The organism is Sediminibacterium roseum (genome assembly GCF_009939005.1).
GTDB lineage: Bacteria > Bacteroidota > Bacteroidia > Chitinophagales > Chitinophagaceae > Sediminibacterium > Sediminibacterium roseum.
On record NZ_JAACJS010000011.1, the window covers coordinates 229463 to 253866 of the forward strand.

The following is a 24404-nucleotide window of genomic DNA, read 5'->3' on the forward strand; positions in this document are numbered from 1 at the left end:
TATCGAATAACTTGCATCTATGCATTTTCTCCGTCAGAACCTTGACATACTGAACCACTAACGCCCCGGGGCATCGGCAACTGTTGTGCGATGGTTCCGGTACCGCTGTTTCTCCTCATGCCTGTTTGTTTTTTCCTGATCATTTAATTCATTGTAAGATGTCATACCTGTTATCATCCCGTACGCAGTCGTTTCTCGATCTTGAAGAAAGATATGGTGCGCACAACTATCACCCGCTACCCGTGGTTCTCGAAAAAGGCGAGGGCGTTTTTCTCTGGGATGTGGATGGCAAAAGATATTACGATTTCCTCAGCGGTTATTCTGCCGTTAACCAGGGGCACTGCCATCCGAAGATCATTGCGGCGCTGACGGAACAATCCACTAAATTAACACTCACATCCCGCGCGTTTCACAACAACCTCCTGGGTGAATACGAAAAATTCATAACCAACTATTTTGGTTACGATAAAGTGCTGCCGATGAATACCGGTGTGGAAGGCGGCGAAACCGCCATCAAACTCGCAAGAAGGTGGGCGTACGCAACAAAAGGCGTTGCAGAAAACAAAGCAAAGATCGTTTTCGCCGAAGGTAATTTCTGGGGAAGAACGCTGGCTGCCATCTCTGCATCAACTGACCCATCGAGTTACAGGGGATTCGGACCATACATGCCTGGCTTTGAGCTTGTGCCGTATAATGATCTTGTTTCTTTGGAAAAAGCATTGCGCGATGAAAACGTTGCCGCTTTTATGGTAGAGCCCATCCAGGGCGAAGCGGGTGTTGTGGTGCCGGATGAGGGTTACCTGAAGGGTGTCCGCGATCTCTGTACCCGGTACAATGTGCTGTTCATCGCAGATGAGATACAAACCGGCCTCGCACGCACGGGTAAAATGCTTGCCTGCGATCATGAGAACGTGCGCCCCGATATCCTCATCCTGGGCAAAGCATTGAGTGGTGGCGTACTGCCTGTTTCTGCAGTACTGGCGGATGATTTCATCATGATGACCATCAAGCCCGGCGAACACGGATCCACGTATGGCGGAAACCCGCTGGCGTGTGCGGTGGCCATGGCGGCGCTTACGGTTCTGAAAGAAGAAGACATGGCGGCCAATGCAGAAAAAATGGGGGCGCTGCTGCGCGAAGAACTCACCAGGCTGCAATCGCCACATATCAAACTGGTAAGGGGAAAGGGATTGCTCAATGCCATCGTTATCGATCATGAAAATCCTGATGCTGCATGGGACCTCTGCATCAACCTCATGCAAAAAGGCATACTCGCAAAACCCACGCACGGCGATAAGATCAGGTTTGCACCGCCTTTGCTCATCAATGAAGAACAGGTGAGGGATTGTGTGAGGGTGATCGGCGAGGCACTCGCGGAGTTGGGCGCTGCAAATTAAACGTTGCCGGGGCGATCCTGTTTTGTTACGGGCATCTTCGGCAACAGGGCCATTACCTGCGCCACCACCGAAAAGAACAGCAAAAGATACAGGCCGATCTTTTTCTCGGGGCATACACCCATCATACATGCGGTTACCATTAAATAATTCCTGAACGACCATGCAAGGTTAACCGCGGCAATGAAAACGTTGGTGCGTTTTGCCCAGATGGCGGGTACAGAAAAAAAGATGAGCATCAGCACGCACAGTGCCGTATTCATCAACCCGGGCCTGCCGAAGCTCGTACCTTCTGTATGGAAACCCGAAATGGAAATGTTCGGGCCGGCGATATAACTCCAGGGCAGGTAACAAACGGCCATTATAGCCACGGCGGCAACGATGCCTATGCGTTGAGAATATTTCATGTGAACGGGGCTTGTTCACAAACGTATAACTTTTTAGATAAACAACTGCAGAAGCCGTTAACTGTTGCGGCGTATGCTGTAAGAATAATTTCCCGCCACGCCGAGCGAAAGTTCGATGGTGTAATTGCCTGCTTTCCTGATCACGATGTTTTCGCCATCGTAGCTAGGCACGCCCGCCTCGTCTTCCGCCTTGTGGCCAAAGCTGATCGAATTGCTGTTGTTGGCGCGGATGCGGAAACTGCCCGGCACCAGGTCAGTGGTTACGCTCCAGGAAAGATTGCCTTCCTCATCACTCATGGTTGCCTTGCTTTTTGCATTCAGCGCGTCGCCCGCAATGCCCCAGCTGGTGATCTTTACAGACGACCACCGGTTCGTATTCGTATTTGCCCTGAAAAGATAAACACCCGATCCGGAAGGCAATGTCATGATGGATCCGCCGAACCCAAACATATCACCACCGATGTAATAATAAGTGAACTTATCGTCCCACTTCGAAACATTTCCTTTCACCAGCAATACCTGTGGCGATGGGTTTACGAAATTGATGTACCCTTCGTATTCGCCCTCTCCTTTTGCTGCGATCAGTTTAGGTGCGGTGGCCACGTTCCATCCCTGGTAATTGCCCGGCACCTTGAAGGTTCTGGATCCATCGTAAGTAACGTAGTTTTTAAACGTGGTAACATCCATCGCCGTAGGCTCTGAATAAACCGGCGCCGAACCGGAGTGCTGAACCTTTACACGGAAATCGATCCTGCCCGGATTGCCTGCATACAATAATTTACTCATCAGCGCATTGAACTCCCCAACGGTAAACGTTACGCTGGTTGCTTTGGTAGTAGCGAGTTCGATGGGATCGGAAAAATAAGAAGTGCTTACGTCTGCTTCAACCGTATAAATATCAGCGGGGCCGGTAGCTGCCCAACTGAACGTGGCAGCCTTGTTGGCAACATTGCCCTGCAATAAAACCAATGAAGATTCCGAGATACGGAAGCCCGTAACTTCTTTGGGTGCAACCGAGATCTCCATTGTCTTCCTGCATGATACAAATACAAGGGAAGCAAGCAAAACGATCAGTAAAAAGTCGAAACGTAAAAATCTTCTTTTCATAAGAACGCCGTTTGGTTTTCAGTGGAACGATTACGATACAAATAGACGCCGGAACCAAGGCGAAAACAATAGAAGCTAACGTGAAAAACAAGTCATAAACCCTCCGGAGAAAACTGTATGGGTTTGAGGAAACGGTGTAGTATATGCCCTATCCCGGGCGGTACGGATTCTTACAGTAATTTTCAACGTTTGCATGCGGCGGCTCGAAAAAAACAAAGCCGCAGCAACGCGGCTTTTGCAAACTTCTTTCTTCTTAAAAAACGATTAAAGAAAATATATGAGTTATTGAGGGATGATCACTTCAAAAACCGTCCCCTCTCCCGCTGCAGATTGCAGTTGAAGCGTGCCTGCAAGCTCTTTTACGAGGTGTTGCACAAGCGCGAGACCAAAACCAAACCCCTGCTCGCCATCGGTGCCGTTGTTGGATGAACCTTTTCCCTCCATTACCTGCGAAACCATTTGATGATCCATCCCTCTCCCCGTGTCTTTGACCCGGATGACCAGGTTCCCTTTATCGGCTGGCACGAGCGAAAGCGTCACTTCTACCGTTCCGTTGTGCCGTGTGAATTTGATGGCGTTTGAAATAAGGTTGCCGGCTATCTGCAACAACCTGCTCTTTGCAACGGGTATCGTTTCGTTCCCTTCCTGCACCTGTACCGTAAGCGTGATGTTTTTGGAAAGCGCCTGCGGTATGTATAATTTTTCGATCTTCTCTTTGAATGCAGAAAGATTGAATTCTTCGATGAATATATTTTCAGCAACCTCGTTGGTTTTAGGCATGCTCAGTATCTCACTGGCAAGATCCAGCAGCGATGTGCCGCTTTTCTGGATCATATTCACGAACGTGAGCACATCGCTTATTTTATTGTTCTCACCCTGCGAGGTGATGATCTGGCTCAGGCTGATAATCCCACCCAACGGCCCGCGTATATCGTGCGCCACGCGGCGCTGCTTTTCTTTTGATTCCTTCAGCTCCAGTTTCAACCGTTGCACCATCTGGAACGCCGCCAGCCGTTTCACCACTTCGTGCGCGATGAGTTTGAGCAGTTCAACTTTTTCCGGGCTGATCTCCTTCCCCACTTTATCCATCACACACAAGGCGCCGATGTTGAACCCGTTGCTGGTTTGAATGGGAACGCCAAAATAATATTTGAGTTTGGGTTCATCGGCTACATAAGATTTATCGCGGAAGCGTTCATCCGTCGACAGGTCCTTTACTTCAAAATTCTCTTCGGAAAGAATGGTATATTGGCACACACTGTCTCCGCGCAGCAGTGGGCCGATCGACAATCCGTAGCTTGATACGTTCCATTGCGTAAATGCATCGATCAGGTTGATGAGCGAGATAGAAGTGCCGGCAATGCGCGCGGCAAGCATCGTAAGTCCCTTAAGCGATTCCTGCGCATCGGAATAATCAAGGTCAAGAACAGACAGGCTGCGCAACCTGTCCATTTCATTTGAGTGCACGGGGGGATTTGCATTCATTGATATTGGATTGAGGGATAAATATAGCGTTGATTTGACAATTGCGCGATCGCCAGGCGCCTAGATCAACTTATTATCTACCGCGTACCTGATCAGCTCCAGGTTGTTCTGAAAACCCATTTTCTCAAAAACACGCGTGCGGAACGAGCTCACCGTATTATTGCTCAACACCAGCTGTTTTGCAATTTCAGAGATCGACCTCCCGGAGGCGATGAGCTTGAACACTTCAAACTCCCTGTCGGTAAGCGTTTCAACGCCTGTTGCGTTGTTGTAATGCTCGAATGCGTCGGCAAGAACATCTGCAACATCGTCGCTGAGGTATTTCCTGCCCGACATGACCTGGTTCACCGCCTTCACCAGTTCTAGAGTGGCTGCGCCTTTGTTGATGTAACCCATTGCGCCGGCCTTGATGGCGCGCACGGCATACTGGTCGGGTTTGTGCATGCTTAAGATGATCACAGGTGTTTTGGGCGAATTTTCCTTGATCTGTTTGATCGCGTCCAGTCCCGAATCGCCAGGCGGCATCGAGATATCGCAGATGATCACGTCCCATTTCTGTTTGTATACGCATTTCATCAGGTCGATCGAATCGCATACATCAACGATCTCCGCGTTGGGATACGCATCCCTGAGCAACATCTTGATACCCTCGCGTACAATGGTATGATCATCGGCAATCAGTATTCTCATGGGTTCTGTTTTTTGGGTATGATGGCATGAACAACCGTTCCCTTGCCGGGTGCGCTCTCTATCCTGAGTTTCCCGTTTACAGAAGCGGCGCGTTCACGCAGGCCTATCAATCCGAGTGTATCTTTTTTCGAGTTTTTATCGAACCCTTTCCCGTCGTCTTCAATCTTCATGTGCAGTTCCTCTTTTTCAGAGGTGATGGTCACCTTAACTTTCTTCGCTTCCGAATGATGCACCACGTTGGCAAGCGATTCCTGCACGATGCGGAACATTTCTGTTTTCAACTTTACCGGCAGCCCGTTGTCGTCGTAATCACAATAAAATTCACAATCGATATCGTGCACATCCGTGAATTCACGGCATTGCCATTCGATGGTTGCGTTCAGCCCGAAATCATCCAGTATACTCGGCCTGAGCGACGATGCCATCTTCCTGATGGAAAGGATCAGGATCTCCAGCGTGTTCGAAGCGTGTGCGAGCCTTTTCTTTTCGTTCTCTTCGAGCGACTGGATGCGTGTATTCAACCAGTCGATGTCGATTTTGAGCGCCGATACCAGCTGCCCCAATTCATCGTTCACTTCCCTGGCCATCTGTTTGCGTTCCGCTTCGCGGATGCGCTGCAGGTAGGCGGATAGGTTCCTGAATTCCTTGGTCTTCTCTTTAAGCGCATCTTCAGCGCCTTTGCGAACGCTGATGTCGCGTACAAACGTGCAGAAGAATTTTTCATCCGCACGATCGATCGCCAACGCAGTGAACTCTACCGGGAACTCTTTGCCGTACCTGTCTACTGCATTCGTTTCAAGCAAACTGTTCATCCAGGGTGCAGAACCGGTCTGGTGGTATTGAGCCAACTGGTTTTCGTAAATGGCCTGTTTGTTTTCGGGTGCGATGAGTTTGTACAGTACTTTCCCTTTCACTTCCTCAAAGGTCCAGCCGAAGAGATTTTCTGCCTGCGTGTTCCAGAAAGTGATGTGGCCATGGTCGTCTGTACAGATGATCGCATCGAGTGATGCCTTCATGATCAGCTGCCGGTTTTCTTCGAGCGAGCGGTTCACCTTCAGCAGGTGTTTTTCCTTTTTCTCTTTTGCCAGCAAACATTTGTAAAGGAACAGGCAGCAGCCTGTGATCACAAGCAGGCAGCCGGCGAGTAAAATAAACCAGCCCTTGTTGACGACCGAATTTTTGTACGAAAGAAAAATGACCAGGCCCAGCAACAGCAACATGAAAACACCGGCCCGAATTTTCTCAGATAAACGCATATCAGGATCTTTAAAAAATATACTATCCAGGGCTATATCAAGGTATAGTTAAGATAATCGTTTTTTTTGATATACGGCTTTTTTTAGTGGCTGGTTTGGAAGTTGAGTGGTAGCCACGAATGGGGCATGCTTTTAAATTGCCAAAGTATTGCATGCGCAAAAAAAGGAAGGCCACCCCTTAGCCGTGATAGCCTTCTATTTTTTGTGATCCTTTGTACAAGAATCCCCGGGATGGTTTTCTTACATCTGTTACGGCTGTACCCGCAACGGAAAACTAGTTCACAATCTTATTATCGATCGCATACTTGATCAGTTCCAGGTTGTTCCTGAAACCCATTTTTTCAAATACGCGGAGGCGGAATGTGCTGATGGTGTTGGTGCTCAGGTTGAGTTGTTTGGAGATATCCGAAACAGATTTCCCGGAGGCCAGCAGTTTGAATACTTCGAACTCGCGGTCAGAAAGATGTTCTATGGAATGGTCGTGTTTCTGCTCAACCGCATCGGCGAGTATGTAGGCCACGTCTTCGCTCAGGTATTTTTTACCCGACATCACGCGGTTCACCGCGGTAACGAGCTCAAGTGTGGCAACACCCTTGTTGAGGTAGCCCATTGCACCCGCTTTGATGGCGCGCAAGGCATACTGGTCGGGCGCATGCATACTCAAAATAAGGACAGGCGTTTTAGGCGCATGCTCCTTGATCTTTTTAATGGCTTCCAGTCCGGAATCGCCGGGCGGCATGGAAATGTCGCAGATAATAACATCCCATTTGGTGGCGGATGCGTTCCTGATCACACTTGCAGAATCGGAAACGTCTGTGATCTCTGCAAGAGGATACGCTTCTGTAAGCAACATTTTAACGCCTTGTCGAACAATCGTGTGATCATCGGCAATCAGAATTCTCATAGGATTTATTAATTTGGGGGAAACAATCTACGTTCTAACGTGTATTCAAAGGTTTATAGTATGTGTTTAAGATAAATTATTGTCGATCGCGTACTTGATCAGTTCCATATTGTTGTGAAAACCCATCTTCTCGAAGATCCTTCCACGGAAGGTGCTGATGGTATTGCTGCTTAGCGAAAGCACCTTCGAAATTTCAGAGATCGTTTTTCCTGCGGCGAGCAGTTTAAACACTTCGAGCTCGCGCTCCGAAAGTTTATCGATCGAGAATTTGTGGCTGCTGTTTTCGAAAGCGTCTGCCAGGATATAGGCCACTTCCGGGCTGATGTATTTTCTTCCTGCCAGCACCATGTTCACTGCGTTTACCAGCTCAAGCGTGGCCGCCCCTTTGGTAAGATATCCGGAGGCGCCGTATTTCATGGCGCGTACGGCGTATTGTTCGGGGGCCTGCATGCTCAGGATGATCACAGGCGTGTTAGGGGAAATGATCTTGATCTTTTGCAGTGCCTCCAGCCCCGAATCGCCCGGCGGCATCGAGATGTCTGAAATGATCACGTCCCATTTTTCCCTGTTTACCTGGCGGATCAATTCGGCCGCATCGGAAACATCAACGATCGCCGCATCAGCGTAGGCTTCGGTCAGCAGCATCCTGATCCCTTCGCGCACAATGGTGTGGTCATCTGCAATCAGTATTCGCATCAGTGTGAATTTTGTTTTGGAATGATCGCGCAAACCGCCGTGCCTTTCCCCTGCTCACTTTCTATGGTAAGCGAACCGTTCACCGACACACACCGCTCGCGCATGCCGATCAGTCCAAGTGTATTTATTTTTTTTGCCACTTCAAACCCTCTTCCGTCGTCGCGGATCAGGAGAAAGATATGGGCATCTTTTTCGTAGATCGTTACCATCGCCTTTGTTGCATGCGCATGCCGCTTCACGTTGGTGAGCGATTCCTGGCAAACCCGGTAAAGCGCGGTTTTTACCTGCGTATCGAGGTTCTCGTCGTTAAAAAAACATTCAAACCCGCAAGCCACGGCATTGATTTCTTCAAATTTTTTACACTGCCATTCGAGCGATGCATTCAACCCCAGTTCATCAAGCATTCCGGGCCGAAGCTCCGATGCCAGTTTGCGTATGGTGTTGATGAGGAGATCCGTTGTTGAAGAAGCATGCGCGATCCGCTTTGCATGATTCTCCGGCAGCTCGGGCATTTTTATTTTGATCCAGTCGATGTCCATTTTTACAACCGCAGCCAGCTGCCCGAGCTCATCGTGCACCTCGCGCGCGAGGTAACGGCGTTCTTCTTCCCTTACGTTCTGCAGGTGCGCCGATAACTCTTTAAGCTGCACGTTCTTTTGCTGCAATTCATTCTCCGCATTTTTTCTCGCGGTAATGTCTACCATTACACCCCGCAGTTTTGCAGGGCGGTCGTCTTCAACCACCACGCTTACAAAATCTGCGAGCCATACCACGCGCCCGTTTTTCGCGATCATCCTGTATTCGAACTGGTGTTCGCGTTTCATACGCGTATAATTCTCACAAAAACGCACCACCCACTGCCTGTCTTCTTCATGGATGTGTGAGGTCCAGAAATGCGGGTCACCTGTCCAGTCGCTTTTTGGGTAACCGAGTAATTTTTCTGCGTGATCGCTTACATAGGTAAACTGGAAAGTAGCGGCATCGGCTTCCCAAACAATTCCGTCGATCGTATTTACAAGCGAATTGAATTTCTCCTGCGAGCGCCTGATGGCATCTTCTGCCATTTTCCGGTCGGTTACATCCTGCATGGCCCCGATCATCCGTACCGCTTTGCCCGCATCATCGCGTATGATCACGGCGCGGTCCTGCACATAGGCGTATTCACCGTTCACCCTTTTATACCGGTACTCGCCCATCCAGTTAGAAGCAGTGCCCGCAACCAGCTCATCGATGCCTGCAAAAACAGAGGGGCGGTCGTCGGGATGGATGTTATCGAAAGAGTGGATATGGTTCTCTGTAATGCCTGAAATTTTATACCCGAAGATCTTTTCATACCCTTCGCCCCAGTATAAATGGTCGTTTACAATGTCCCAATCCCAAATGGCATCAAATGTTGCCTTGGTAGCGTAGAGGTATCTTTCGTTGCTGACCCGCAGGGCCTCTTCTGTAGAGGTTTCTTTCCCGGCCTGTAACCGTTCCGCAAGCGCGGCTTCTTTTCGCAACGCTTCGTTATCGGCAAGTAATGCTGAATATGCATAACGCAATTGGTCGTACTTCGCTCTCAACTCTTTCACAGAATTTTCTGCATCCATAACCAACGTTGTATTCATGAATAAATTTTTATATAGCGCTGGTTGATCCTGGCTGTTTTAGAGTATAAGGAATAAAACATAAAATAATGGATTAATTCATCCTCAAAAAATAGACTACAGGGAACAATGTATGTGGTACTAAAGAGTTTTTGCGTAGTGCATCGACTACACAAAGAAAACGTCACCGGCAAACCGGCCGCGCACAACAAGGAACAAAAGATGTGATTACGTGTCAAAATCACACCATCTTCTGTTTCCTGTTGTGCCGGTTGTTGCTTTGCGTGGGTTTATCGCACCTTTAATAACTGTATCACTTTGCGCTCGCTGCCCTGTATGAATTCGGCAAAATAAGAGCCCGGTAAGTACGAGTGTCCCACCTGGATGGTACTGTTGGCTGCCAGTCCTGCTTTTGCATCCACCACTCTTCCCTGCGCATCTACCACGCGGAGATAAACCGGCTGTCCGTTTCTTGCCTGTATCTTGAGTGTGAAATAACCCGTACTTGGGTTTGGCGCCACGGTTATTTGCAAGGCTTCTTCTGTGGCAGTTTCTTTTAAACCGCCTGCAAACGCAACAGCTGCATTATTGCTTGCCTTTTTCCTGGTGGATGTTACGGTTACGGTTTGTGTTGCGGTTGTGGTGTTGTTGTTTACATCGGTGGCGGTCCAGGTTACGGTTGTTGTGCCAACCGGGTAGCTTGCCGGTGCATTGTTGGTTATGCTCCTGATGCCGCAGTTATCGCTGGCTGTTGGCGTACCCAGGTTCACATTGGAAACCGAACTGTTGCCGGTTGATGCGCTGATGTTGGATGGAGCTTTCAGTACAGGTTTCTGCGTGTCTGTTACCGTTATGGTAAACGATTTTGTACTGGTGTTCCCGCTTACGTCTTTCGCCGTAACGGTAACAACAGTTGAGCCCGTTGCAAATGTTGATCCCGGGTTTTTACTGTAGGTGAGCGTAACGGGACTTCCGCAATTGTCAACCGCAGATGCCGTATAGGTTACCACTGCACCGCAGGCATTCAGGTCATTCGCTTTGCTGATGTTGGATGGAACGCTGATCACCGGCGCCGTACGATCCTGCACGGTGATCACCTGCTTTGCAGTGGCCGTATTGCCCGCCGCATCTTTCGCTGTCCATGTGCGTGTGATGGCATAATTGTAACGTGTTACCGAAGTTGTACCCGATCCCTGCGTGCTTACCTGGCTGAAAGTAACAACGGGCGATGCGGTGCAATTGTCACTCACCACAGGTTTGGTTGCCGCCGGAATGCCATCACAGCTCACTGTTGCATTGGCAGGTGCGTTGGTGAATACGGGCGCCTCTGCATCTTTCACAATCACGGTTTGGGTGGCGGAAGTTTGGTTACCGCTGTTGTCGGTTGCCGTCCAGGTCACAAGATTTGTTCCTGTGGGCAGCTGGCCGTTTACGTTGTTGCTGATCACCACAGACCCGCTGTTATCGGAAACTGCCGGCGGGGCAAGTGCTGCACTGCTTCCGCATTGGCCCGGCGTATTGTTGAGGGTGATGGTCGCCGGCGGGGTGATCTTTGGTTTCTCGTTGTCTACGACAACAACTGTTTGTGTCGTAACATTTGTATAACCAACTTTATCGGTCACCGTCCAGTGAACAACGGTTGTGCCGATCGGGAAAAATGCAGGTGCATCGTTCTCTACAGAAACAACGCCGCAATTGTCGGCTGTCACCGGTGTGCCGAGGTTAACCGTTGCGCCGTTTTTCGCGGGCTCGCTGTTTACAGTAATATCTGTTGTGCTGATGGAAGGAAGTTCGTTATCGATCACCGTGATCCATTGCGTAGCGGTATCCGAATTACCATATCGGTCGGTACCCGTCCATGTAACAAGAAATGACCCTACGGGGAAATAAGCGGGTGCATCATTTGTAAAGGTTACGCTGCCGCTGTTATCGTAATAATCCGGTGTAAAAAGCTGCACCGCCGCGCCGCACTGGCCGGGGTCGTTTACCACCGAGATCTCGAACATTCTTGCGATATAGGGTTTCTCGGTGTCTACAACCGTTACTTTCTGAACCGCTGTCAACACATTGCCGTCTGCATCGGCTGCTTTCCAGGTAACATCGGTCGTACCGATCGGAAAACCATTGGGTGCGTTGTTGGAGATGGTAAATGCGCTGCGGCCGTCTCCACTGGAAACAGAAGCGGCGCCGAGGGGTACATTGGTAGCTATGTTCAGCCAGGGATCGGTGCTCACGGTAATATCTGCAGGCGCATTAAAGGTTACGGACCTGCCGTCTGCCAAAACCAAACGTACCGGGTTCAAACGGTTTTTACCGGATTGATCCGTACCCGGGCGCTCAGCCCCGGCAACGGATGAGAGAAGAAGAAAAAACAAGGCAACAAAACAGAGGGGTGATTGTAGACTTTTTTTCATGGTACTGGATTTAGTATTAAAACTAACCCTGCCAGCACAACGGCCTAAACAGTTCTGCTGGTCCTGGTTTTTGAACTTTTGCTTATCTCCTGCCGGTCAAACTCCTCCTTTTTCACCGTGAAAAAGGGCCCTATCTCACTAAATCTACCTTAGAAAATACATGTAATCGGTTTCATAGAAATCACCAGGTTATCCCCAAATGACAGGATAATGATACAACATTTTTTAAAATTCCAAAAAAACAGGGGAAAAATTGCCGCAAAAAATCAGCTGAAACCGAAAATACAACCACCGGAAATCCAATATCTTATAACGGTCACTTGAAAAACGCTACCCGCGCGAGCCGGCTGGTTGGGCAGAAATGGCCTGACCGTATTAGGGGGCCTTCGGCGGTAAAAATGAGCCACCCCGGTATTCCCGGCGAGGTTAGAACGGCGGTTCAAACGCGGTTCCCGAGAACCGGGACGGCCTGCCTTTAAAAAAGAAAAGCCCTCCGTTCAGAACGGAGGGCTCAACTGTATAGAAGTTTTGAAGATTATCCTCTCACTTTGATCAGCTGGATCACTTTGCGTGTTCCACCTTGTGTCATTTCTGCGAAGTAGGTACCGCTTGCATAGTTAGCGCCCACACGGATGGTGCTGTTGGAACCGATCTTAGTTTGGGCATCAACCACGCGTCCGTTTGCATCCATCACACGCATGTTGATCGGTGTTTCGTACTTGCTTTCAAATTTCAATGTAAAGTAAGTAGTACTTGGATTTGGCATTACGGTTACTTTCAGTTCTTCTTCTGATGTAGCAGCACTTGCGCTTTCCGAGGTCACCGCCTGTGTAGATACTGCGGCCGGAACCGATTTGTTCACCACTGTAACCGGTACAGGTGAAGAACTGCAATCGTAACTGTTCCAGATCACTGTGTTGCCTTTGCTTTCCAGCATTTCTACTACGAATGTACCTGTCATGTAAACATCATCGTTGCAATCTGAAGTGTTGTGGCTTCTGTGGTCGCAAGCCTTGTGGTTGTGCCCGTTGTGCGGACATTGCCATGAAGAGTGTGCGCCGTGGCCACAGTTGCTCTTATAATCGTTGTCGCAATCTGTAGAAGTTACAAACAGTTTGCCATCAGGCATGATGATGTTTGCATTGAACCTGGTGTCTGCACCTTTTACGGTGAAGCGCTCTTCGTCACAAGATTTATCGTCTACGAAGAAAGTTACCCGGTAGTTATCCGGGTTAACCAATACCTGGCTGCCGATGCTAACCTGTGTGCTTACGCGTACGCTTGTGTTTGGAGCGAAACGTACATAGCTGTAGTAACCATCCCTTGCGCCGTCTTCAACCAACAGTTTATCGATGTTGATGGTTGAGTTGGTAAACCTTACGCTTGCGCCTTCTTCAAGGTCAATCGTTCCGAAGATCGTACCGCTCAAAGTGGCGTAGGTACCTTTTTTGATCTTGAGTGTTTTATAGTTGCCGCTCAAAGAAACCGTAGCGTATTGTGCGGTTGTGTAGTTTGAGTAGCTGTTTGCATTTGAAGTGTTGTACTGCATCGCCGGAACACCTGTTACTGTTGCAACACCGCTCACTGTTTTGAGGATATTGTCAGAAGATGTCTTAGAGATATACGGTGCTTTCACAAAAGATCCCGCACCATTTACCGCTGTATATCCTTTGAAGCTAACCGAACCCGATGTTGTAGTGATGCCTACGCTTCCTGAAGACACTTTAGAATATTTACCAAACATCGCGCTTTTGCTGGCCAGGATGGTGTAGCTGCCTGCCAGGCCCTGTTTGCTGTAGGTGTAAGTGGCCGCCGTGCTTGTGCAACCGCCTGCAGTTACATACAATGAGTAAGTTCCCTCCTGGTCGTCCTGGCCGAGGCTCAATTGTGAGCTTGTTCCCAGTACCGTGTTGCCCGACATCCATTTGAAAGATGCGCCGCTTACTGATGATGAACCGGTCAGAACCAATCCGCCACACAGGTCATTTGATGTACCTGTTGCAGTAATTGTAGCTACCGGGCCACCAGTGATGTTCACTGTCTGGTTTTGTGTGCTTGTGTTTCCGTTGCCATCGGTGTAAGTCCAGCGGATGGTATAGGTACCTTTTGCTGTGTATGTCAAAGGATCTGTAGTTGTACCGTTAACCACACCTGCGCATGCATCGTTTGCTTTAGGCACTGATGTGATGGCCAGGCCACATGTTCCTGTGATAGCCGGAAGGCTGCTCACCTGTGGAACCGGCGCCTGTGTATCGTTAACGATCACCGTTTGCGGTTGTATGGTTACGTTTCCTCTTGCATCAACAAATTTCCAGTTGATGGTATAGGTTCCCTGTGCTGTGTAAGTCAATGGATCTGTAGTTGTACCTACGATCGTTGCGCCGCTGCATGCATCACGCGCTGTTGGCGCATTGCCTGCAGTGTTTCCGCCTGTACCGCCGTTGTCGTCACCATCACAATCGTGGCTATCGTCTGAAGAACCACCAAAGTAAAGGTTGAACAGGTAGGCTACGATGCTCCTGAGGTTCCAGTCGCGGCATTTGCATGAACTTGTTTTGCAATGGCAAACCGTGCGGCAGCAACGGCAGTCGTCGTTACATGCGTTGTTGTTTGTTGGCGTTGAAGTGATCGTGAGTCCTGCAGAACACTGGCCGGTGATCGTTGGCAGGCTTGCCACTGTTGGCACCGGTGCTGCCAGGCTTTTCACTGTTACGGTGAATGTTTGTGAAATGCTACCGCAGTTATTGATAGCCCTTACGGTTACGGTTGTAACACCTACATTGAATATTGCACCGCTTCCTGTACCTGAGCCGCTGGCTGTTGTGGCGCCTGAGAATGTATAAGTAAGCGCCGGAGATGTTCCTCCAACGGTGAGGCTGTAGGATGCAGTTGCATTTGCACAACTGTTCACTGAGATATTTGATGCTGCTGAAGTAAATACCGGTGCAGTACATGTTGGAACCGACGGTGTTACCGTTACCACTGTGCTTACAGATGTTGAACATCCCGCACCATTGGTGACTGTGTAGGTGATCGTTGCTGTACCTACGTTTACACCGGTTACAAGTCCTGAAGCATTCACCGTAGCATTTGCGCTGTTGCTGCTCCAAACGCCGCCTGTGGTAGCGTCAGACAATTGTGTTGTTGCGCCTGCTGCCACGCTTGTGTTACCTGTGATCGCGGCAACAGAAGGATTGGTATTTACCGTTACTGCTGTTGTAGCGGCAGCTGAGCAACCTGCTGCATTGGTAGCGGTTACTGAGTAATTACCTCCTGAGGTTACGGTGATCGAAGTTCCGGTAGCGCCGTTGCTCCATGTACCGCTGGTGTTTGAAGTAAGTGTGGTAGATCCGCAGTTATTGGCAACTGTGATCACCGGTGTAGCCTGTACCGCTTTAGGAGCCGCAACACCCGAACCGTTTGCGCTTACGCAGCCATTCACGGTTTGTGTTACTGTATAGGTTCCTGCTGCTGATACATTGATCGACGCAGTTGAAGCACCGTTGCTCCACAGGATAGAACCTGTTGTATTGGAAGCAGTAAGTGTTGATGTTCCGCAGTTGTTCACCACGGTTACGGTTGGTGCTGATGGCGCTGCCTTAGGAGCAGACACACCTGAACCTGCCGCGCTGGTGCAACCGTTCGATGTTTGTGTTACTGTATAAGTTGCACTGTTTGAAACAGTGATCGATGTAGTTGTTTCGCCGTTGCTCCATACCAGTGTTCCGGTAGGATTGGCAACGGTAAGTGTTGATGTGCCGCAGTTGTTTACCACGTTCACCACCGGTGTTGCCGGAGCCGCTTTAGGAGCAGCAACCACTGTACCTGGAGTGCTTGCACAACCGTTTACGGTTTGTGTGGCAGTGTAGGTTCCTGCAGTTGTTACGGTGATCGATGAACCCGTTGCGCCGGTGTTCCAGTTAACCGTACCTGTTGTGTTGGAAGCTGTCAATACGGTTGATCCGCAATTGTTAACCGCTGTTACTGTTGGAGCAACCGGACGCGCGTTAACGGTTACTGTAGCCGATGCAGATGCACCGCATGCATTTGTATAAGTGATGTTTGCAGAACCTGCAGCCACACCTGTTACAACACCCGATGCGTTTACGGTAGCAACCGTTGGATCAGAACTGCTCCATGTACCGCCTGTACTTGTAGTTGCGAGTGTTGTTGAAGACCCCAGACATACGGTTGTTGTTCCGGTGATCGGCGCCACCACGCTTGCAGTTACGGTTACAGTAAAGCTTCCTGTTGAAGTATTGCCTGCTGCATCTTTAGCGGTCACATTCACTGTTGTTGTTCCGATAGGGAACGCAGTGCCTGGGTTCTGACTGTAGGTAATGATCACAGTCGGATCTTCTGATTCTTCAGTTGCAGTTGCTGCAAATGTTACCACAGCATTGCAGGTTGCGCCGTTGGCAGCTACAGTGATGTTGGCCGGTACGGTAAGAACCGGAGCCGTAACATCCACAGGGCGTGCCACGATCACTGTCTGGTTTTGTGTAGAAGTATTTCCGTTGCCGTCGTTGTAGTTCCATACTATAGTATAGGTACCGCTTGTGTTGAATGTAAGCGGGCTGGTAGTTGTACCGGTGATCGCGCCACGGCATGCATCGGTAGCTGTTGGTACCGTGGTTACGGTAGCCGGTGCAGTTACGTTGATGGTTGGCAATGAAGCAACATTCGGAACAGGAGCCGTTACATCCGGAACAACCGTTACCACGAGCGGAGCAGAGATGATCACCACCGATCCGTTTGTGATCTTAACCGAGTAATTGCCGCTTTGTGATGCAACGTATGAAACAGAAGTAGCACCATTGATCGCCACATCGTTTTTAAACCATTGGTAAGCAGTTCCTGTAGTTGCGCTCGTCAACTGAACAGAACCCGAAGGACAGAATGAAGTCGGGCCGTCTGCGATGATCTGCGGAAGGTCTGAAACCTTGATCCTTGTGCTTGCTGTGACCACACAGTTTGTATACGGTGTGCTTACGGTATAAGTACCGCTCTGTATTTCCTGAACATTGTTCAGGACAGGGTTTTGTGTTGAAGATGCAAATGAGTTAGGTCCTTCCCAGTTGTACACATCGTTGTTTCCATACTCTGCAAACAGTTTGGCAGTACTTCCTGTCTGGAATACAGATCCGTTTGCTGAAGCGGTAAGCAATGGAAGCGGGAAGTAATCACAAAGACCATATACTTTACCATCAACCCAGTTCGAAGTTGTACCTGTTAACCTGAAGTTCTGTAAAGTACCGTGTGCGTTGTTTCCGCTTGAGTCTGCCAGTGTAGCATAAGCGGCATTGTCTACGTTGATCAGCCCCTGGTTGAAACGGTAGTAAGCCGTCAATGCAACCTGGTTGGCAAGGCCATTGTTGTCTCCGTTCAACTCACATGTCTTCATGTTGTTGATGATCTCACATTGAGAAACAGCCCTTCCCCATACGCGAACCTCATCTACGGTTCCTTTGAAGAACTCGGACCTTTCATCGTTGTTTCCGATCATCAGGTTCCTGCTGCTTTTGGTATAGGTGCCTGTTACTTCCTGTGTTCCTACGAGAATACCGTTGAGGTAAATACGCATGAAATAGCCATCAAATGTTGCAGCGAGGTGGTTCCATTTGTTGATCGCTGAACTTGGAAAGTTCGCTGTCAGTTCTTTCCATGAATTGTCGACCGACAGTTCAAATGTGAAAGAGTTCCATTTATCGTTTGTTTTAGGGAATTTGAAACCGGTCTGGCTGTAGATATCCGAATTGGTTACTACGTTCTGGTTTGTGATGTTGGCATCTGTAGGATAGATCCATGCTTCTACAGAGAAAGCATCGCTGTTCAGTTTTTCGTTGTAGCCGGTTGAAACATAGTCGTCGATACCATCAAGGTTCAATCCACTCGCTCTCGGCGCAACGGTGATCACAACGCTGGATGTACCTGAACATCCATTAACCGTTGCCGTTACTGTATAGGTACCTGTTGCGTTCAAACCAACACCTTCAATAGATGGGTTCTGCAGGTTGGAAGTAAAGTTATTGGGGCCGGTCCATGAATAAGTGGCTCCCGGAAGACTCTCTGCGGTCAGGTTTAATGTGCCGCTCACCGGAACCAGTGAAAGCAATGCGCCTGCAGTTACGGTAGGAGGTGTTACCGGTGTGCATACAGTTGAAGAAATGGCTGGGTTGCCGTCTGTCCAGTTAGACAAAAGACCTGTACCCAACAGGCCAAAATTCGTAAGGGTGCCATTGGCACCGTTAGGGCCTGAATCGTTCAAGCCTGTTTCAAGCGGGTTGGGTACTCCGAGGATTCCCTGGTTGAATTTATAATAAGCGATCAGCCCGTTTTCGTTGCCTGAAAGTTCGCAGAACATGCTGCTTGAAATTTCGCAACCTGAAAGTGCACGGTTGAAAATGCGGACCTCATCAACGGCACCGCCGTAGTATTCGCCAAGGCCTGCCTGGTTACCCAATGCAAGCGGGTTGTTGTTAACAGTGATGGTACCTGAAAAGTTCAATGAACCTGATTGAACGCCGTCGATGTAAATACGCATTGTGTATCCATCATAAGTAGCGGCAACGTGGTGCCATGCATTCAGCTTGTCTGCACCGTAAGGAATTCTCAAAGTTCTCCAGCCGGCACCGTTGATGTTCAGCAGGAACTCGATCGTGGTCCAGCCATTGATCGTTCTCGGGAAGATATAACTGTTGCTCGCAGCAGCGGCAGATTTGGAAACCACATCCTGCACACCCGTCGACTTTGCCGGTTTGATCCAGGCTTCGATGGTCAGGTTTGAAGTTACATTCATCGCAGGCTTAACCGGGATGATAACGTAATCGTTCTGTCCATCAAAACTCAGCGCGCCCGCCTGTTGTGCCTGTGTGTTATTCACAAACAAAACAACTGCAAGCATGCAAAATGCAAGTGATTTTCGGAGTGAGTTCAGCCTTAAGATTGCCTTTGCGTAAAAATTCAGGTTCATAACTTAATCAAATTTGACGGTCGGTTTATTTTTACCTCCCATCGTTTTTATTTCAAAATCTGAAACCGAATCCAAAGTGTTAAATCTTCTGAAACCCAAACCAGCTAAGCACCGGCGCATTTCAGAATGTTTAAGAACTTTTAGATTTTTTGAACAGAGACCGCAACATCCTGATCTTCCGTTCGGGTAACCTAAACGTCGACAACAAGTGTCGACCTGTAAAGATTACACTACAAATGTACTAAAAACATCGATTTAGCAATTCTTTTTAAAAGAAAACTTAAAAAAGATTTCCACAGTACTGGATAAGGGTTGGGAATACGATTTCCACGGCGCCTGGGCCGTGTAGACCAATGATAATTTAAAAATGTTTGTATTTCATTGATTATCAAATATTAATGAATCATTTTAGGTTGTTTCAAAGTCCACTAAAAAAATGGATTATTCCAAACAAACGGGCCTGGTAAAATGACTGTTAATATTTTTAATCAAAAGGGGCATTTGCGCCTAAAAACTACAAACAAATCAAACTTCATCACTACATTTATGTAGTATCAATACCACTTATTAATTAATTTTATTATTTGCAAAATGGATATTTCGCGGGCATAACGGGGCGTTTTGCACCGTTAAAACACCGGTGTCTGCCGGGGAAAAAACGCTACAAAACCTGTATGCCTGGTGTCGCTTCACTTCCACCGCAGCGGGGATGTGTTTGCGAAAGCTAGTCCTCTCGATACTTTTGTTGCTGGTCTCCTATCGTACCGATTACCTCTATGTCGCCCGGCGAGTAGGCTGGTTACCTGTACTGCATTATTTTACCTCCGCGGATGATTTCAAAAACATTGCTGCGCGACGAGGAGACCGCCCTTTGTAAAGATTCATTTATTTTTACCGCATCGTAGTTGAATAGAAGCACACGCAACAGATGAAAAAGATCGGATTGGTTGGCGGCATCAGTTGGACATCAACCCTGGAATACTACAGGTTGATCAACGAAGGGGTTAATGAAAAGCTTGGCGGATTGAATTTTGCCGAATGCGTGATCGTGTCCCTGAATTTCGATGACATCCAGAAACACACCTGGGAGAACGCGTACGGCCTCCTCCGCGAAGCCACCCAAACGCTCACCCAAACAGATGTTGACGCGATCGCCTTGTGTGCAAACACCGCACACCTGTTTGCCGACGAACTCCGGGCCGGCATCGGTGTTCCCCTGATACACATCGGGGAGGAAACTGCCAAAACGGTTCAACGATCCGGCCTGAAAAAGATCGGCTTACTCGGAACGGTCCATACGATGCAGAAAGATTTTTACAAAGCAAAATTCCACGCACTCGGCATTGAAGTACTGGTACCCACCCTGCAGGAAACAAAAAATTACATCCAGCAAACTTTAAAGGAAGAGCTGGGCCGTGGTGTGCTGAGGGAAGAAACAAAAAAGAATTACATCGCCATTATGAACGAACTCGTTGCAGCCGGCGCCGAAGGCATTGTACTGGGCTGCACTGAAATACCCCTGCTGATCAAACAAACAGACGTGCCGGTCAAAGTGTTTGATACAATTGCGATCCACGTAAATGCGATCGTTGATTTTATGGTTTCGTAAAACAACGCCTTCCAACCTACTTACAACTGGGGTTCTGCCATCACCTCTTTCGGAGCGATCACCTTATGCGTTTTCAAACCAAATACCAATGTAACAACAAAGCATACGAGCGGCACGATATACGCAGTCTGTATGTTGCCGGTGATGTCATCGATGCGGCCAAAGATCAACGATAATACGGCGCCTCCTACGATCGACATGATGATAAGGCTGCTGCCGATCTTCGCATCTGCATCAAGGTCTTTGATGCCGAGTGCAAAGATGGTGGGGAACATGATCGACATAAAAAAACCGATCGCTATCACAACGTATATCGCTAACATTCCATGGCAAACCATCGCTGCCGCGCACAACCCGATGTTGATCAACGAATACAATGCAAGCAATTTTTCAGGTTTGATGTACCGCATGAGAAACGTACCGAAGAACCGGCCGATCATAAATGCCATTCCGTAGCCAAGCCCCAGGTAACGCGCGGCAGATTTACCATCCAGTCCCGCCGCCTTCGCCGCATACAAAATAAAAAAGCTGCCCACACAAACCTGTGCGCCCACATAAAAGAATTGTGCGATCACGGCCCAGCGCAGGTGCGAATGACGCAAGGCATGGAACACATTCCTGCGTTCGGATCTTCCTGTTTCTTCTTCTTTGATCTCCGGTAATTTGATCAGCGCAAACAAGAACGCGATCACCAGAATAAAACTGCCAAGAACCAGGTACGGTGTTTTTACAGTTGATGCTTCGGATGCCAATGCAGCCTGCCTTGCGGCCGCCGTCATGGTAGCCAGTTCTTTATCCGAAAAACCATTTGTACGGATCACCGCATCGCCAATGATGGGCGCGGTGGCTGCGGCGAGCCCGTTGAACGATTGCGCAAAATTCAAACGGAGGGTTCCTGTTTTGGGATCGCCAAGCAGCGATGCATACGGATTGGCCGCTGTTTCAAGTATGGTCAGGCCGCAGGCGATGATGAAAAGTGCGCCAAGAAAAAACACGTACAGTTGTGTATTTGCGGCAGGAATAAAAAGGAAGGAACCGGTGGCAAACAAAAGCAAACCTGTAATGATGCCTGCTTTGTATCCATATTTGCGCATTAACATTCCGGCAGGCAAGGCCATTGCAAAATAGGCGATGTACACAGAAAAATCGACCAGCGACGATTCGAGCGTTGAGAGGCTGAACGAACGTTTCAGGTGCGGGATTAATATCGGGTCTACGTTGTGTATAAAACCCCATAAAAAAAACAGCGTGGTAACCAATGCAAACGGGATCAGGTAATTCGGTTTTGGCGAAGCAGGCATACAGTTGGTTTATGGGTTTATTTGTGATTGGCTTGTTACCCGTTATCTGGTTGGTGTATTGTTTATCGTTTGTATCGATGTGATGATCCTGGAATAAAAACACAACCAAAAAAAACAACACTCAAATTATTGCTACAAATTCTGTTTTTTCAATTCTGATACCGCGTGGTCAACTGCCCTAGCCGTGAACGCCATATAGGTAAGGGATGGGTTTACGCAGGATGATGAGACCATGAACGATCCGTCCGTTACAAATACATTTGGTGCATCCCAAAGCTGGTTGTGTTTGTTGAGTACGGATGTTTTAGGATCATGCCCCATGCGTGCCGAACCCATTTCGTGTATGCTTCGCCCGGGGTAACCGGGGTTCTCATAACCTTTCACGTCTTTAACACCTGCGGCTTCCAGCATTTCCATCGCATCGTTCTTCATGTCGATGCGCATTTTGCGTTCATTGTCTTTGAGCTCTGCATCAAAAGCAAGTATGTTCAATCCCCATTTGTCTGTTCTTGTTTTGTCGAGGGTAACCTTGTTGTTGTGATCCGGCAATGTTTCTCCGAAGCCGCCCAAACCGATTGTCCAGTGCCCGGGTTCTGTGAGTGCTTCTTTCATATCCATACCGATGCTCATTTCTGCCACGCCGCGTACCCAGTTTTGCCGGCTTGCGTTGCCCTGGTAACCAAAGCCGCGCAGGTAATCGCGTTTCTCGCCAAACAGGTTCCTGAAGCGCGGAACATAGATGCCGTTGGCGCGGCGCCCGTAATAGTATTTGTCTTCAAACCCTTCTATCCTTCCGTTCGCGCCTGCTTCCGAGTGGTGATCCATCAGGTTGTGGCCAAGTTCGCCGCTGCTGCTTCCCAAACCATCGGGCCATACATTGGTGGCAGAATTCATAAGCACCCATGCCGAGTTCATGGTTGATGCGTTGAGGAAAATTATTTTGGCATTGAAGGTGTAGGTCTTGTTTGTTTCAGAATCAAGTACCTCAACACCTGTTGCGCGCTTTTTGTCTTTATCGTAGAGAATTTTTGTTACAATAGACCATGGCCTGAGCGTGAGGTTCCCTGTTTTCATGGCAGCAGGCAAAGTAGACGACTGCGTGCTGAAATACGCGCCAAACGGGCAACCCAGCCAGCATTTGTTCCTGAACTGGCACGCCGTTCTGCCTTCGTGTGCAACAGTGATGTTGGCAACGCGCCCGATGATCATCGCGCGTTTGTCTTTGTAATATTGTTTGATGCGCGCGGCCACTTCTTTCTCTGCACAATTCATTTCCATGGGCGGAAGAAATTGTCCATCGGGCAATTGCGGGAGCCCGTCAAGATTACCGCTGATGCCGGCAAATCTTTCTACATGATCATACCAGGGCGCGATCTCTTTGTAACGCACGGGCCAGTCGATGCCAACGCCTTCCTTCAGGTTGGCCTCAAAATCAATATCGCTCCAGCGATAGGTTTGCCTGCCCCACATAAGCGAGCGGCCGCCAACATGGTAACCGCGTGTCCAGTCGTAACGCTTGATCTCAGTATACGGACTCTCCTTTTCATTCACCCAGTAATCAAGATTCGTTTCCTGCAGTGCATATTTTCTTTTGAGCACAGGATAGTCTTTGATCATCTGCTGGGTACGTTCGCCGCGGTGCGGAAAATCCCAGGGGTCCTTGTTTGCGTTTACATAGTCCTTGATGTGTTTGATGTCACGCCCCCTTTCCAGTAACAATGTTTTCAGGCCTTTTTCCGTGAGTTCTTTAGCGGCCCATCCGCCACTGATCCCGGAACCAATTACAATTGCGTCAAAAGTTTCAGCCGCCACGTTTCATTTGATTTTTTGGTAGAAAATATTTGATGGAAAATAAGATAATTATGAAGACAAAGCGCAGGAGTAGGTGAAGAACGAATATTTCCCGGTGCGCATGCCTGTTCCGGGCCGTTGTTTTGCGCGGGCTTTAACCATTTCAATAAAGCGATGGATTATCGGAGACACGGAACGTGAGATTGATCCTCGGCCCGATCTTCCTGGCCGTTTTGGGAACATGGTGCTCATAATGGTTCTGCATGGTTTCGCCCATCAGCAGGAAACTGCCATGGGTAAGCGGTATATCAAGCTGGGTAAACGTTTTATCCGTTTTGTGCCGCACCTTGAACACGCGGCGCTCGCCAAACGTAACGGAAGCTATGGCATGGTGCTTACCCGACGAGGGCAATGTATCGCTGTGCCAGGAAACAGAATCCTGCCCATCCCGGTAGTAATTCAGCAGCACATAATTAAAACTGCAGCCGCTCGTAACCTCAACCCGTTCTTTGATCTCGAGCAACTCGCGCGTAAACGGTTCTCCCTTGATGCCATAGAACGCGGTGAGCCGGGGGTCGGGAACGATCTTGTCATACATCTTCCGTTCCCGCTGTTTCCAGGGCGCAGTCGACAGAAATGTCTTGAAATAATGATCCGATTCCGAGATCCCGAAAAACTGCCGCCACAACTTCAGTTCCGCATCCGGCAGATTGTAGTCGATGTATTCGCGGCATCCCTCATCAAAAAGCACAAAATTATTGAACAGGTTCATGCCCTAAAGTTAGGGA

General features: G+C 48.8%; 15 protein-coding genes. 2 read left to right on the forward strand and 13 right to left on the reverse strand.

Going from position 1 to position 24404, the window contains the following annotated elements; all coding sequences use genetic code 11:
- Positions 1 to 158 precede the first annotated feature (158 nt).
- Positions 159 to 1397: an ornithine--oxo-acid transaminase gene (gene rocD, locus GWC95_RS06345; RefSeq protein ID WP_161817847.1), complete on the forward strand. Its 1239-nt coding sequence runs from the start codon at positions 159 to 161 to the stop codon at positions 1395 to 1397.
- Here rocD and GWC95_RS06350 read toward each other — a convergent pair.
- The 10 genes from GWC95_RS06350 to GWC95_RS06395 all read right to left on the reverse strand — a co-directional run bounded on the left by GWC95_RS06350 (position 1394) and on the right by GWC95_RS06395 (position 18846).
- Positions 1394 to 1801, reverse strand: coding sequence for a hypothetical protein (locus GWC95_RS06350; RefSeq protein ID WP_161817848.1), 408 nt, complete (start codon positions 1799 to 1801; stop codon positions 1394 to 1396). The genes rocD and GWC95_RS06350 overlap by 4 nt on opposite strands.
- 57 nt (positions 1802 to 1858) lie before the next feature.
- On the reverse strand, positions 1859 to 2908 hold the full coding sequence (locus GWC95_RS06355) for a SusE domain-containing protein (RefSeq protein WP_161817849.1): 1050 nt from the start codon (positions 2906 to 2908) through the stop codon (positions 1859 to 1861).
- A 282-nt stretch (positions 2909 to 3190) separates the two neighbouring features.
- Positions 3191 to 4393 carry a GAF domain-containing sensor histidine kinase gene (locus GWC95_RS06360; protein WP_161817850.1) on the reverse strand — a complete coding sequence of 401 codons (1203 nt, stop codon included), beginning with the start codon at positions 4391 to 4393 and terminating at the stop codon, positions 3191 to 3193.
- Positions 4394 to 4453: 60 nt separating this feature from the next.
- Positions 4454 to 5083 (reverse strand): response regulator, encoded by a 630-nt coding sequence (locus GWC95_RS06365; RefSeq protein WP_161817851.1) that lies wholly within the window; start codon positions 5081 to 5083, stop codon positions 4454 to 4456.
- Positions 5080 to 6339, reverse strand: coding sequence for a PAS domain-containing sensor histidine kinase (locus GWC95_RS06370; RefSeq protein ID WP_161817852.1), 1260 nt, complete (start codon positions 6337 to 6339; stop codon positions 5080 to 5082). The genes GWC95_RS06365 and GWC95_RS06370 overlap by 4 nt, the downstream gene beginning before the upstream one ends.
- A gap of 274 nt (positions 6340 to 6613) precedes the next feature.
- On the reverse strand, positions 6614 to 7243 hold the full coding sequence (locus tag GWC95_RS06375; RefSeq protein ID WP_161817853.1) for a response regulator: 630 nt from the start codon (positions 7241 to 7243) through the stop codon (positions 6614 to 6616).
- A gap of 66 nt (positions 7244 to 7309) precedes the next feature.
- Complete coding sequence (locus GWC95_RS06380; protein WP_161817854.1) at positions 7310 to 7939, reverse strand: response regulator; 630 nt, start codon at positions 7937 to 7939, stop codon at positions 7310 to 7312.
- Positions 7939 to 9549 (reverse strand): PAS domain-containing protein, encoded by a 1611-nt coding sequence (locus tag GWC95_RS06385; protein ID WP_161817855.1) that lies wholly within the window; start codon positions 9547 to 9549, stop codon positions 7939 to 7941. Before GWC95_RS06385 ends, GWC95_RS06380 begins: the two co-directional genes overlap by 1 nt.
- A 269-nt stretch (positions 9550 to 9818) precedes the next feature.
- Entirely contained in the window at positions 9819 to 11942 is a 2124-nt protein-coding gene (locus tag GWC95_RS06390) for an HYR domain-containing protein (protein WP_161817856.1), read from the reverse strand.
- A gap of 535 nt (positions 11943 to 12477) precedes the next feature.
- Positions 12478 to 18846 (reverse strand): LamG-like jellyroll fold domain-containing protein, encoded by a 6369-nt coding sequence (locus GWC95_RS06395; protein ID WP_161817857.1) that lies wholly within the window; start codon positions 18844 to 18846, stop codon positions 12478 to 12480.
- A 997-nt stretch (positions 18847 to 19843) separates the two neighbouring features.
- Between GWC95_RS06395 and GWC95_RS06400 the strand changes: the two genes are divergently transcribed.
- Positions 19844 to 20524: an aspartate/glutamate racemase family protein gene (locus GWC95_RS06400; protein WP_161817858.1), complete on the forward strand. Its 681-nt coding sequence runs from the start codon at positions 19844 to 19846 to the stop codon at positions 20522 to 20524.
- Positions 20525 to 20544: 20 nt separating this feature from the next.
- On the opposite strand, the gene fucP is transcribed toward GWC95_RS06400, so the two are convergent.
- From fucP to GWC95_RS06415, 3 genes are all read right to left on the reverse strand, one after another.
- On the reverse strand, positions 20545 to 21825 hold the full coding sequence (gene fucP / locus GWC95_RS06405) for an L-fucose:H+ symporter permease (RefSeq protein WP_161817859.1): 1281 nt from the start codon (positions 21823 to 21825) through the stop codon (positions 20545 to 20547).
- 132 nt (positions 21826 to 21957) lie between these two features.
- Positions 21958 to 23637: a GMC oxidoreductase gene (locus GWC95_RS06410; RefSeq protein ID WP_161817860.1), complete on the reverse strand. Its 1680-nt coding sequence runs from the start codon at positions 23635 to 23637 to the stop codon at positions 21958 to 21960.
- A gap of 142 nt (positions 23638 to 23779) precedes the next feature.
- On the reverse strand, positions 23780 to 24388 hold the full coding sequence (locus tag GWC95_RS06415; RefSeq protein WP_161817861.1) for an alpha-ketoglutarate-dependent dioxygenase AlkB family protein: 609 nt from the start codon (positions 24386 to 24388) through the stop codon (positions 23780 to 23782).
- Positions 24389 to 24404: the final 16 nt, after the last annotated feature.

Coding starts and splice junctions, on each gene's coding strand:
- rocD (WP_161817847.1), top strand. CDS start 159: ATGTCATACCTGTTATCATCCCGTACGCAGTCGTTTCTCGATCTTGAA.
- GWC95_RS06350 (WP_161817848.1), bottom strand. CDS start 1,801: ATGAAATATTCTCAACGCATAGGCATCGTTGCCGCCGTGGCTATAATG.
- GWC95_RS06355 (WP_161817849.1), bottom strand. CDS start 2,908: ATGAAAAGAAGATTTTTACGTTTCGACTTTTTACTGATCGTTTTGCTT.
- GWC95_RS06360 (WP_161817850.1), bottom strand. CDS start 4,393: ATGAATGCAAATCCCCCCGTGCACTCAAATGAAATGGACAGGTTGCGC.
- GWC95_RS06365 (WP_161817851.1), bottom strand. CDS start 5,083: ATGAGAATACTGATTGCCGATGATCATACCATTGTACGCGAGGGTATC.
- GWC95_RS06370 (WP_161817852.1), bottom strand. CDS start 6,339: ATGCGTTTATCTGAGAAAATTCGGGCCGGTGTTTTCATGTTGCTGTTG.
- GWC95_RS06375 (WP_161817853.1), bottom strand. CDS start 7,243: ATGAGAATTCTGATTGCCGATGATCACACGATTGTTCGACAAGGCGTT.
- GWC95_RS06380 (WP_161817854.1), bottom strand. CDS start 7,939: ATGCGAATACTGATTGCAGATGACCACACCATTGTGCGCGAAGGGATC.
- GWC95_RS06385 (WP_161817855.1), bottom strand. CDS start 9,549: ATGAATACAACGTTGGTTATGGATGCAGAAAATTCTGTGAAAGAGTTG.
- GWC95_RS06390 (WP_161817856.1), bottom strand. CDS start 11,942: ATGAAAAAAAGTCTACAATCACCCCTCTGTTTTGTTGCCTTGTTTTTT.
- GWC95_RS06395 (WP_161817857.1), bottom strand. CDS start 18,846: ATGCTTGCAGTTGTTTTGTTTGTGAATAACACACAGGCACAACAGGCG.
- GWC95_RS06400 (WP_161817858.1), top strand. CDS start 19,844: ATGAAAAAGATCGGATTGGTTGGCGGCATCAGTTGGACATCAACCCTG.
- fucP (WP_161817859.1), bottom strand. CDS start 21,825: ATGCCTGCTTCGCCAAAACCGAATTACCTGATCCCGTTTGCATTGGTT.
- GWC95_RS06415 (WP_161817861.1), bottom strand. CDS start 24,388: ATGAACCTGTTCAATAATTTTGTGCTTTTTGATGAGGGATGCCGCGAA.